Annotated in this window: 6 protein-coding genes, 2 tRNA genes and 3 rRNA genes; all 11 read right to left on the bottom strand. The window is 55.0% G+C overall.

The window, feature by feature from the left end:
- Positions 1-140 precede the first annotated feature (140 nt).
- Entirely contained in the window at positions 141-2,444 is a 2,304-nt protein-coding gene (locus tag C0058_RS04280; RefSeq protein ID WP_102368093.1) for a PqiB family protein, read from the bottom strand.
- A complete protein-coding gene (locus tag C0058_RS04275; RefSeq protein WP_003214366.1) occupies positions 2,437-3,060 on the bottom strand; it encodes a paraquat-inducible protein A in 624 nt (207 codons plus the stop codon). The genes C0058_RS04280 and C0058_RS04275 overlap by 8 nt, the downstream gene beginning before the upstream one ends.
- A complete protein-coding gene (locus tag C0058_RS04270; protein ID WP_017478595.1) occupies positions 3,047-3,706 on the bottom strand; it encodes a paraquat-inducible protein A in 660 nt (219 codons plus the stop codon). Before C0058_RS04270 ends, C0058_RS04275 begins: the two co-directional genes overlap by 14 nt.
- Positions 3,707-3,962: 256 nt before the next feature.
- A 5S ribosomal RNA gene (rrf, locus tag C0058_RS04265) occupies positions 3,963-4,078 on the bottom strand.
- Positions 4,079-4,231: 153 nt separating this feature from the next.
- A 23S ribosomal RNA gene (locus C0058_RS04260) occupies positions 4,232-7,125 on the bottom strand.
- 232 nt (positions 7,126-7,357) lie between these two features.
- Positions 7,358-7,433 (bottom strand) — tRNA-Ala (locus C0058_RS04255).
- A gap of 30 nt (positions 7,434-7,463) precedes the next feature.
- Positions 7,464-7,540 (bottom strand) — tRNA-Ile (locus C0058_RS04250).
- Positions 7,541-7,623: 83 nt separating this feature from the next.
- Positions 7,624-9,160 (bottom strand): 16S ribosomal RNA (locus tag C0058_RS04245).
- Together the 16S, 23S and 5S rRNA genes with 2 tRNA genes alongside form the textbook arrangement of a ribosomal RNA operon.
- A gap of 544 nt (positions 9,161-9,704) precedes the next feature.
- Complete coding sequence (gene msrQ, locus C0058_RS04235) at positions 9,705-10,325, bottom strand: protein-methionine-sulfoxide reductase heme-binding subunit MsrQ (RefSeq protein WP_102368092.1); 621 nt, start codon at positions 10,323-10,325, stop codon at positions 9,705-9,707.
- Positions 10,325-11,338 (bottom strand): protein-methionine-sulfoxide reductase catalytic subunit MsrP, encoded by a 1,014-nt coding sequence (msrP, locus tag C0058_RS04230; protein ID WP_003212121.1) that lies wholly within the window; start codon positions 11,336-11,338, stop codon positions 10,325-10,327. The genes msrQ and msrP overlap by 1 nt, the downstream gene beginning before the upstream one ends.
- 63 nt (positions 11,339-11,401) lie before the next feature.
- The gene (gene pssA, locus C0058_RS04225; RefSeq protein ID WP_003212123.1) at positions 11,402-12,259 is read right to left on the bottom strand and encodes a CDP-diacylglycerol--serine O-phosphatidyltransferase; all 858 of its coding nucleotides are present in this window, start codon (positions 12,257-12,259) and stop codon (positions 11,402-11,404) included.
- Positions 12,260-12,341: the final 82 nt, after the last annotated feature.

The raw sequence follows: 12,341 nt of genomic DNA, 5'->3' as shown, positions 1-12,341 counted from the left end.
ATCTTCTGGATCGCGGCCTTTTTTTGGTGTTCTTGAGGGCCTCTTCGCGAGCAAGCCCGCTCCCACATTCAATCGGGTTCCTCCAATGGGAACTGGGTCAAATGTGGGAGCGGGCTTGCTCGCGAAGGCCGCGCCTCGGTCTATTTGCCGAGCGGGATTTTAGGCGCCCAGGTCAGCCATTCATCTTCAAACTTGTCGAACAGCGGGAAGGTCTGCTGGGGCCGTGCAGCGTTGCCCATACGCTCGCCGTCCGGCGTGGCAAAGGCGATCCCGCCGGCGACCAGGGTCTCCAGGGACTCCGTGCGAACAGTCGCGCCCTTGAACAAGCCGAAGTCGAGCCCGAAGCCGCTGGTGTTCCAGAACCGGCTGCCACTGCGCACCAGAGGCGCGTACTTGGGCTCGATCAGGATGTGAACCAGCACACGGTCGGCGGTCTGGCCCAGCTCGTAGCCGGTAACTTTGCCTACGGTGACTTCGCGGTAAGTGACCGGAACGCCTTCCTTCAACGAGCCACGGCGTGCGGCGCTGAGTACCAGGCTCAGGCCCTCCTCCTGATGAACGGCTTCTGGCGGCTTGTCCAGCGCGACGAAACTCTTCTGTGGGCCGATGCTTTTGGTCGCTGGCTGTACTTCGATGTACTGGCCGGTCACCAGGGTTTCCAGGTTCGACGTTTTCATCAGGCCCAGTTCAGGCTTGACCACCCAGAACTGACTGCCGGCCCGTGCAATGCGGTCGGCCACTTGGGTGATACGCGCGCTGAGCACCACCGATTGCATGTCGGCGCTCAGGTCGACACTTTCGATCTTGCCTACGTCCAGGCCCTTGAAGCGCACTGGCGTACCCGGGCGCAGGCCATCGGCGCGGTCGACCTTGATGGTCACCAACGTACCGTGCTGGTTGGCGGCTTCGCGATCCGGGAACAGACGGAAACGCGGGATGCGCTTTTTCAGCGGCACATTCGGCTCCGGGGTTTCGAAGGCGATACCGCCCGCCATCAGGCTGGCCAGGGATTCGCTTTTCACCTGGATGCCGCCGGTAAGCCCACCGGTCAGGGTCACGCCGCTGGCATTCCAGAAACGGGTCGAGCCATTGACCAGGCCTTCGTATTCTTTCTCGATATGGACGCCGATCACCAGTTGCTTGTTCTTGCGGGAGAACTGGTAGCTCTGCACGGAACCGACCTTGACCTGCTTGTAGAGGATCGGGCTGCCGACATCCAGGGAACCGAGGTTGTCGGTGAAGAGCACCATGTGCAGGCCGGGGGAACGCAGGTCCAGTGGCGGCGCCTTGGCCCGGGCGACGTACTCCCGTTGTGGCGCGGTGCCCTTGTCGCCGGGACGGATGGCGATGTAGTTACCTTTGACCAACGCTTCCAGCCCGGTGATGCCCGCCAGGGAGATAGACGGTTTGACTACCCAGAATTGGGTGTCCTGGACGAGGTAGTCTTCGGCCAGTGGGTCGAGGGTCAACTCGGCATTGGCGCTGGACAGGTCCGGATCGATCTTCAGGGTTTTCAGGCTGCCGACCTGGATGCCTTTGTACATCACCGGGGTGCGGCCCGCCTGGAGGCCTTCGAAGTCGGTGAGTTTGACTTTGACCTTGATGCCCGCCGCAGCTGCATCGAAGTCTTCGTACAGGCGGAACGGCAGGCTCGGGTCCGTCGGTGGGCTGTCCTTGCGGTTCTCCGGCGTGGCGAAGGCGATACCGCCGGCAACGATGCTGGCCAGGGATTCACTGCGGACTTTTACGCCGGAAAGGTTGGCGTCGATGCTGATGCCGCTGGCGTTCCAGAAACGCGTGTGTTTGCGCACCAGGCTGGCGTAGGTCGGCTCGATGTAGACCTTGATTTCAACGGTGGTCTGGTCTTCGGAGAGCAGGTAGCTTTTGACCTGGCCGACCTGGATCTGCTTGTAGAACACCGGGCTGCCACGGTTCAGCGAGCCGAGTCGATCAGCTTTGATCGTCAGGTGCAGGCCGGGCTTGGCGTCGGATAAAGGCGGTTCTTCGGACAGGGCCTTGAACTTGCGCGTCGGCTCACCATCGCCTGGGCTGGCGGCGATGTAGTTACCCGAGACCAGGGTTTCCAGGCCGGTGATCCCGGCCAGGCTGACACTTGGCTTTACCAGCCAGAAGCGGGTGTTGGTCTTGAGGTATTGCTCCACATCCTTGTTCATCTCGATGGTGGCAATCACTCCGCGATTGTTACCTTCGTCATCCAGGGCCAGGGTCTTGACCTTACCCACGGACATGCCTTTGTAGACCACTTCGGTCTTGTTGGCCTGGATGCCTTCGCCGCTTTCAAAGCGTACCTGAATCTCGATACCTTGCTGGTTGTACGCACGCCATCCCAACCAGCCACCGATGATCAGGGCAATCAGGGGCAGCACCCAAATGGCCGACCAGTTGGAAGCTGGGCGGGTTTTAGCCTTAGGCAAATCACTCATGGTCGTCGTCCGACTCCGTGTTATCCCAAATCAGTCGGGGATCGAAAGTTACTGCGGCAAGCATCGTCAAGATCACCACACTGGCGAACGCTACGGCACCGAGATTGGCCTCGACACTGGCAAGTCGCCCAAAGTTTACGACTGCCACCAGGATGGCAATCACGAAGATATCCAGCATGGACCAGCGGCCAATGAACTCGATAAAGCGGTACATGATAATGCGTTGTTGCGCGGAAAGTGGCTGGTGACGCTGCACCGAGAACAGTAACAAGCCGATGCCCACCAGCTTGAAGGTGGGCACCAGAATGCTGGCGATGAACACTACAGCGGCGATCGGGAACATGCCGTGCTGCATCAACTGGATCACGCCGGACATGATGGTGCTCGGATCGCCTTGGCCCAGGGAGCTTACGGTCATGATCGGCAACAAATTGGCCGGGATGTACAAGATGGCTGCCGTGATCAGCAGCGCCCAGGTGCGCGTCAGGCTGTTCGGACGACGGGCGTGGACCAGCGCGCCGCAACGGGTGCAGGTTTGCTCGTCGGTGTCCGGGTCTTGTTTGTTTAGTTCGTGGCATTCGGTACAGATCAGAATGCCCGCATCAATCGCCCGCATGAGCATCCTCTCCTGACAGCGCTTCCCAGATCTGGTGAGGTGACATCACCACCTCCAACAATATCTGGACCATTAACAGACTGACGAAGCAGGCCAGACCGAGCCCTACGGTGATAGTGGCCATGTCAGCCAGCTTTACGATCGCCACCAGCACGCCCATCAGATAGACCTCGAGCATCCCCCAGTCTTTCAGATGATGGTAGATGCGATAAAACAGCAGGCCGTAGCTACGGCCGATGTTCCAGCGGATGCTCAGCAATACCGCCAGTTGGCACAGGAGCTTGAGCAATGGAATGCCCATGCTGCAGAGGAACACCACCACGGCGACGCCTTGCATACCGGTGTCGAACAGACCGACCACGCCGGTCCACACGGTGTCCTGCGAGGACTGCCCGAGTAGATTGAGCTGCATGATGGGTAAAAAGTTCGCGGGGACGTACAACAGCAGCGCGGCAATCACTAACGCCAGGCTTCGTTCAACGACGTTGTGGCGGTGAGCGTACAGCTCGTAGCCGCAGCGTGGGCATTGGGCCTTTTCACCGCGGGCAAGCTCCGGCTTGCGCATCAGCAGGTCGCACTCATGGCATGCCACCAGTTCGTCCAGCGGTAAGTCTGACACCTCAAGGGTATCAACCGGGTCGGGCATATAGGGCTCGGACTCTAAAAAAGATTAGGTGCCTATTCTAGTGTTCTGGTTCAGAAATAACTGTGCAAATTTGTCGGGGGATTCAGTAGCGTTTGTGCGCGCGAGAGGGGATTGGGACGAGGGGATTTAGACCAATGCGTGGCATCAGGAAGCCCGCGTTACCGTTGGAGTTTTTCGCCAGCAAGCTCGCCATACTTTCCGACCGCCCAAAACAAAACCCCTGACTGCATAAGCAATCAGGGGTTCTGGAATTTAATCTTGACGATGACCTACTCTCACATGGGGAAACCCCACACTACCATCGGCGATGCATCGTTTCACTGCTGAGTTCGGGATGGGATCAGGTGGTTCCAATGCTCTATGGTCGTCAAGAAATTCGGGTACTGAGTCGTGGCCATTTGGCCTCGCTTCAGCAAATTGGGTATGTGATAGCTTTCGGTGTTTTGCAAGATCTCGAACTTTCGGTTCGTTTCGTCTTCACACACCGCAATTTGGTCTCTTCGACGCAAATTGCTTGGGTGTTATATGGTCAAGCCTCACGGGCAATTAGTATTGGTTAGCTCAACGCCTCACAGCGCTTACACACCCAACCTATCAACGTCGTAGTCTTCGACGGCCCTTCAGGGAACTCAAGGTTCCAGTGAGATCTCATCTTGAGGCTAGTTTCCCGCTTAGATGCTTTCAGCGGTTATCTATTCCGAACATAGCTACCCGGCAATGCCACTGGCGTGACAACCGGAACACCAGAGGTTCGTCCACTCCGGTCCTCTCGTACTAGGAGCAGCCCCTCTCAAATCTCAAACGTCCACGGCAGATAGGGACCGAACTGTCTCACGACGTTCTAAACCCAGCTCGCGTACCACTTTAAATGGCGAACAGCCATACCCTTGGGACCGGCTTCAGCCCCAGGATGTGATGAGCCGACATCGAGGTGCCAAACACCGCCGTCGATATGAACTCTTGGGCGGTATCAGCCTGTTATCCCCGGAGTACCTTTTATCCGTTGAGCGATGGCCCTTCCATACAGAACCACCGGATCACTAAGACCTACTTTCGTACCTGCTCGACGTGTCTGTCTCGCAGTCAAGCGCGCTTTTGCCTTTATACTCTACGACCGATTTCCGACCGGTCTGAGCGCACCTTCGTACTCCTCCGTTACTCTTTAGGAGGAGACCGCCCCAGTCAAACTACCCACCATACACTGTCCTCGATCCGGATAACGGACCTGAGTTAGAACCTCAAAGTTGCCAGGGTGGTATTTCAAGGTTGGCTCCACGCGAACTGGCGTCCACGCTTCAAAGCCTCCCACCTATCCTACACAAGCAAATTCAAAGTCCAGTGCAAAGCTATAGTAAAGGTTCACGGGGTCTTTCCGTCTAGCCGCGGATACACTGCATCTTCACAGCGATTTCAATTTCACTGAGTCTCGGGTGGAGACAGCGCCGCCATCGTTACGCCATTCGTGCAGGTCGGAACTTACCCGACAAGGAATTTCGCTACCTTAGGACCGTTATAGTTACGGCCGCCGTTTACCGGGGCTTCGATCAAGAGCTTCGCGTTAGCTAACCCCATCAATTAACCTTCCGGCACCGGGCAGGCGTCACACCCTATACGTCCACTTTCGTGTTTGCAGAGTGCTGTGTTTTTAATAAACAGTCGCAGCGGCCTGGTATCTTCGACCGGCATGAGCTTACGGAGCAAGTCCTTCACCCTCACCGGCGCACCTTCTCCCGAAGTTACGGTGCCATTTTGCCTAGTTCCTTCACCCGAGTTCTCTCAAGCGCCTTGGTATTCTCTACCCAACCACCTGTGTCGGTTTGGGGTACGGTTCCTGGTTACCTGAAGCTTAGAAGCTTTTCTTGGAAGCATGGCATCAACCACTTCGTCATCTAAAAGATGACTCGTCATCAGCTCTCGGCCTTAGAATCCCGGATTTACCTAAGATTCCAGCCTACCACCTTAAACTTGGACAACCAACGCCAAGCTGGCCTAGCCTTCTCCGTCCCTCCATCGCAATAACCAGAAGTACAGGAATATTAACCTGTTTTCCATCGACTACGCTTTTCAGCCTCGCCTTAGGGACCGACTAACCCTGCGTCGATTAACGTTGCGCAGGAAACCTTGGTCTTTCGGCGTGGGTGTTTTTCACACCCATTATCGTTACTCATGTCAGCATTCGCACTTCTGATACCTCCAGCAAGCTTCTCAACTCACCTTCACAGGCTTACAGAACGCTCCTCTACCGCATCACCCGAAGGTGATACCCGTAGCTTCGGTGTATGGTTTGAGCCCCGTTACATCTTCCGCGCAGGCCGACTCGACTAGTGAGCTATTACGCTTTCTTTAAAGGGTGGCTGCTTCTAAGCCAACCTCCTAGCTGTCTAAGCCTTCCCACATCGTTTCCCACTTAACCATAACTTTGGGACCTTAGCTGACGGTCTGGGTTGTTTCCCTTTTCACGACGGACGTTAGCACCCGCCGTGTGTCTCCCATGCTCGGCACTTGTAGGTATTCGGAGTTTGCATCGGTTTGGTAAGTCGGGATGACCCCCTAGCCGAAACAGTGCTCTACCCCCTACAGTGATACATGAGGCGCTACCTAAATAGCTTTCGAGGAGAACCAGCTATCTCCGAGCTTGATTAGCCTTTCACTCCGATCCACAGGTCATCCGCTAACTTTTCAACGGTAGTCGGTTCGGTCCTCCAGTTAGTGTTACCCAACCTTCAACCTGCCCATGGATAGATCGCCCGGTTTCGGGTCTATTCCCAGCGACTAGACGCCCTATTAAGACTCGCTTTCGCTACGCCTCCCCTATTCGGTTAAGCTCGCCACTGAAAATAAGTCGCTGACCCATTATACAAAAGGTACGCAGTCACAGAACAAAGTCTGCTCCCACTGCTTGTACGCATACGGTTTCAGGATCTATTTCACTCCCCTCTCCGGGGTTCTTTTCGCCTTTCCCTCACGGTACTAGTTCACTATCGGTCAGTCAGTAGTATTTAGCCTTGGAGGATGGTCCCCCCATATTCAGACAAAGTTTCTCGTGCTCCGTCCTACTCGATTTCATGACTAAGAGATTTTCGCGTACAGGGCTATCACCCACTATGGCCGCACTTTCCAGAGCGTTCCGCTAATCTCAAAGCCACTTAAGGGCTAGTCCCCGTTCGCTCGCCACTACTAAGGGAATCTCGGTTGATTTCTTTTCCTCAGGGTACTTAGATGTTTCAGTTCCCCTGGTTCGCTCCATACACCTATGTATTCAGTGTAAGGTAACCATCTTATGATGGCTGGGTTCCCCCATTCAGACATCTCCGGATCAAAGTCTGTTTGCCGACTCCCCGAAGCTTTTCGCAGGCTACCACGTCTTTCATCGCCTCTGACTGCCAAGGCATCCACCGTATGCGCTTCTTCACTTGACCATATAACCCCAAGCAATCTGGTTATACTGTGAAGACGACATTCGCCGAAAATTCGCAATTACTTACAAATTTTACCTTAGCCTGATCCGTTACCAGTGAAAGTAACGTTCAGTCTATCTTTCTATCACATACCCAAATTTTTAAAGAACGATCTAATCAAAGACTAGAAATCAACATTCACCATCACATCGATGGAATGCTCATTTCTAAGCTTTCAAGACAGAAGCAGTAGTGGTGGAGCCAAACGGGATCGAACCGTTGACCTCCTGCGTGCAAGGCAGGCGCTCTCCCAGCTGAGCTATGGCCCCGTATTTCTACAGGCGTTTCCCACACAAAATTGGTGGGTCTGGGCAGATTCGAACTGCCGACCTCACCCTTATCAGGGGTGCGCTCTAACCAACTGAGCTACAGACCCAATTTCGGGCTGCTTCTTTATCGTCTTCTTCAATGAATCAAGCAATTCGTGTGGGAACTTATGGAGCAGCTGATGTCGTCGATTAAGGAGGTGATCCAGCCGCAGGTTCCCCTACGGCTACCTTGTTACGACTTCACCCCAGTCATGAATCACACCGTGGTAACCGTCCTCCCGAAGGTTAGACTAGCTACTTCTGGTGCAACCCACTCCCATGGTGTGACGGGCGGTGTGTACAAGGCCCGGGAACGTATTCACCGCGACATTCTGATTCGCGATTACTAGCGATTCCGACTTCACGCAGTCGAGTTGCAGACTGCGATCCGGACTACGATCGGTTTTCTGGGATTAGCTCCACCTCGCGGCTTGGCAACCCTCTGTACCGACCATTGTAGCACGTGTGTAGCCCAGGCCGTAAGGGCCATGATGACTTGACGTCATCCCCACCTTCCTCCGGTTTGTCACCGGCAGTCTCCTTAGAGTGCCCACCATAACGTGCTGGTAACTAAGGACAAGGGTTGCGCTCGTTACGGGACTTAACCCAACATCTCACGACACGAGCTGACGACAGCCATGCAGCACCTGTCTCAATGTTCCCGAAGGCACCAATCCATCTCTAGAAAGTTCATTGGATGTCAAGGCCTGGTAAGGTTCTTCGCGTTGCTTCGAATTAAACCACATGCTCCACCGCTTGTGCGGGCCCCCGTCAATTCATTTGAGTTTTAACCTTGCGGCCGTACTCCCCAGGCGGTCAACTTAATGCGTTAGCTGCGCCACTAAGAGCTCAAGGCTCCCAACGGCTAGTTGACATCGTTTACGGCGTGGACTACCAGGGTATCTAATCCTGTTTGCTCCCCACGCTTTCGCACCTCAGTGTCAGTATCAGTCCAGGTGGTCGCCTTCGCCACTGGTGTTCCTTCCTATATCTACGCATTTCACCGCTACACAGGAAATTCCACCACCCTCTACCATACTCTAGCTCGTCAGTTTTGAATGCAGTTCCCAGGTTGAGCCCGGGGATTTCACATCCAACTTAACGAACCACCTACGCGCGCTTTACGCCCAGTAATTCCGATTAACGCTTGCACCCTCTGTATTACCGCGGCTGCTGGCACAGAGTTAGCCGGTGCTTATTCTGTCGGTAACGTCAAAACAGCAAAGTATTAATTTACTGCCCTTCCTCCCAACTTAAAGTGCTTTACAATCCGAAGACCTTCTTCACACACGCGGCATGGCTGGATCAGGCTTTCGCCCATTGTCCAATATTCCCCACTGCTGCCTCCCGTAGGAGTCTGGACCGTGTCTCAGTTCCAGTGTGACTGATCATCCTCTCAGACCAGTTACGGATCGTCGCCTTGGTGAGCCATTACCCCACCAACTAGCTAATCCGACCTAGGCTCATCTGATAGCGCAAGGCCCGAAGGTCCCCTGCTTTCTCCCGTAGGACGTATGCGGTATTAGCGTCCGTTTCCGGACGTTATCCCCCACTACCAGGCAGATTCCTAGGCATTACTCACCCGTCCGCCGCTCTCAAGAGAAGCAAGCTTCTCTCTACCGCTCGACTTGCATGTGTTAGGCCTGCCGCCAGCGTTCAATCTGAGCCATGATCAAACTCTTCAGTTCAAACATCTTTGGGTTTTTAAGAAACCCTAAACTTGGCTCAGCAATCGTTGGTTACATCTTTGATTTCTCGCGGAGTAACTTGTGATGCTGATAATCTTGTTGACTATCAGTCTGACTCCACAAGCACCCACACGAATTGCTTGATTCAGTTGTTAAAGAGCGGTTGGTTAAGATCTTTCGTCTCAACCGAGGCGCGCATTCTACAGCAGCCTCATTTGCTGTCAAGTGATTATTTTCAGAAGTTTTCAAAGTTTCCTTTGTAACTTCAACCACTTGCGCTTCCGATCTCTCGTTAGCGGGAGGCGAATTCTACAGCGTTACACGCTGCTGTCAACACCTCTTTTTCTCCGCTTTCGACCGAGAAGATCGAAACGTTAATAGGGCCAAACAACACTGCCTTACTAACTCCTTCTGGACTTCGATGATCTGAAGCAGCTCGCTGTCGAAACCTACATAACTCTTTGTTTACCAAGGAGTTTTCCGTTTCGACTGCGCCGGAAGTGGGGCGAATTATAGACTTCCAGAATCTGCCGTCAAGGGTTAATTACGCTTTTGTTGCAGAAGATGGTTTTTTAGCAATAAGACGGGGAATTCGGCGCATCACCGGCGGTATACGCAGGACCAGAAGCAGCGCCCCTATAGATGCATAGATAGCCCACTCCTTGAGATCTGCCCGCACGATCCACAGCATATGCAGCAAACCAAGCCCGAGAATCACATAAACCAAACGATGCAGTTTCTTCCAGCGCACACCAAGGCGACGCTGGCTGTATCGGTTGGAGGTGACTGCCAGCACCAATAGAGAAAGGAATCCCAACGTACCCACAATAATGTAAGGCCGCTTCCGTAGCTCAACCCCCAACTGCGACCAATCCAACCCAAGGATAAACACGCAGTAAGCAGCGAGATGCAAAACCACATAGGCAAAGCACCACAATCCCAGTTGCCGTCGCACGGCGATCCACCCCGCCCAACCACTGAGCTTCTGCAACGGTGTCATACCCAGGGTTATTAACAACAGAATCAAGGTGCCAAGCCCGAGCCGATCCATCAGCACCTTGCCCGGATCAGGTCCCAGCGCAAAGCTCCAGGCCTCGTACAGCCAGAACAGCGGCCACACCGCCGCTGCTATAAAGACGCCGATGCGCCAGATCGGATAGCGCATCAATAGTTCTTCCGCAGATCGAGGCCCGTATAAAGAGAGGCGACTTCATCGGCGTAGCCGTTGAACATTTGTGTCTCACGCACATTGGGACTGAACAGCCCGCTGGGCAACCGCCGCTCCCGCGCCTGGGTCCAACGCGGATGGTCGACGGTAGGATTCACATTTGCGTAAAACCCATACTCACTCGCGGCAATACTTTGCCAGGTGGTTTTCGGCTGCTCGCTGACCAGGCTGATGCGTACGATCGACTTGACGCTCTTGAATCCGTACTTCCACGGCACCACCAACCGCAACGGCGCGCCGTTCTGGTTCGGCAGCTCCCGCCCATACATGCCCACCGCAAGGATCGCCAGGGGATTCATCGCCTCATCCAATCGCAGCCCTTCTACATAAGGCCAGTCGATCAAGGCGAAGTTGGACCGCTGCCCCGGCATGCTCTTGGGGTCCTGCAGGGTTTCAAAACGAATGTACTTGGCGTTCGAGGTCGGCTCGACGTGCTTGAGCAGTTCCGATATAGGGAACCCTATCCACGGAATGACCATCGACCAGGCCTCTACACAGCGCAGTCGATAGATTCGCTCTTCCAACTGATAGGGCTTCATGAAGTCTTCAAGCGCATAGCGCCCAGGTTTGGCGACCTCACCATCTATCACCACACTCCACGGCTCAGTCTTCAGAGACCCGGCATTGGCTGCAGGGTCGCCCTTATCCGTACCGAACTCATAGAAGTTGTTGTAGTGGGTTGCGTCCTTGAAAGGGGTGATGGCCTCGTCCTTGACGGTAATCGCCTGCCATTTGGTACCCGGGAGCTTTTCGGCAAACCAGCCAGGTGCATTGCCCGGCTCGACATCGGCATAACGTGCCGCATCATCCGCACTGGCCCAACGCGGCAGGCTGCTGGCAGCCAGGCCGGCAAGCGCACCACCGAGCAAGCTGCGGCGAGAGAAATAGAGGGATTCAGGCGTGACATCCGATTCTTGGCAATCAGACGCTTTGGGAAACTTGATTAACATGGCAACTCCGCAGCTTTGGAGGACAGATGCACCAATAGACTGCGGAGTATGGGGGAAATTACATTAAGGCAACGTTTTGCGCTGACGAAGATGCAGAAGGTACTGCACCGGGCCGGACGCGGCATACACAAGGAAAGCCAGCAGCAGGATTCGCGGCGGATCACTGAAGACCACGGCAAACACCAGCACCACTGCCAGGATAGCCACAAACGGCACACGCCCTTTGAGATCCAGCTCCTTGAAGCTGTTGTACTTGATATTGCTGACCATCAGCATGCCGGCCGCCGCAACCATCAAGGCCACCAGGAACGACATCTTGGAACCCTGGATACCGTAGTCGCTGAATGCCCAGACAATACCGGCTACCACACCCGCCGCAGCCGGACTGGCCAAGCCAATGAAGTAGCGCTTGTCGGCAGTCCCCACCTGGGTATTAAAGCGCGCCAGACGCAATGCCGCGCCCGCCACATAGATGAAGGCAACCATCCAGCCAACCTTGCCCATATCACCCAGCGCCCAGGCAAATGCGAGCAACGCCGGCGCCACACCGAAGGCAACCATGTCCGACAGCGAGTCATACTCGGCGCCAAAGGCACTCTGGGTGTTGGTCATCCGCGCAACCCGGCCATCCAGGCCATCAAGGACCATGGCGACGAAGATCGCTATCGCGGCAAAACCAAAGTACTTGCTGGCCCCGGCCGCATCGCCGGCCGCCAACGCACTCTGGGCACTCATGGAATTGATGATGGAGTAGAACCCCGCGAACAGGTTCGCAGTGGTGAACAGATTGGGCAGAAGATAGATGCCACGATGCCGGACTTTACGGCCTTCAGCATCGTGCCCTTCTTCGACATGTTCATCGATCGGTAGCAGGCTTTCGGCGTCAGAGGCCTGGTTTGGCTCTTCGGGACGTTCGCTCATGGACTTTACCTTGCAACGGTGTGAAAAATTTCGACAGAAACTTGCGGCGAGTGTTCGCCCGCAAACGATGCAGCTTTATACC

This window comes from Pseudomonas sp. NC02 (assembly GCF_002874965.1).
In the GTDB taxonomy this organism is placed as follows: Bacteria; Pseudomonadota; Gammaproteobacteria; order Pseudomonadales; family Pseudomonadaceae; genus Aquipseudomonas.
The sequence above is the reverse complement of the archived record's forward strand: the minus strand, read 5'-3'. Positions and strand labels throughout refer to the sequence as shown.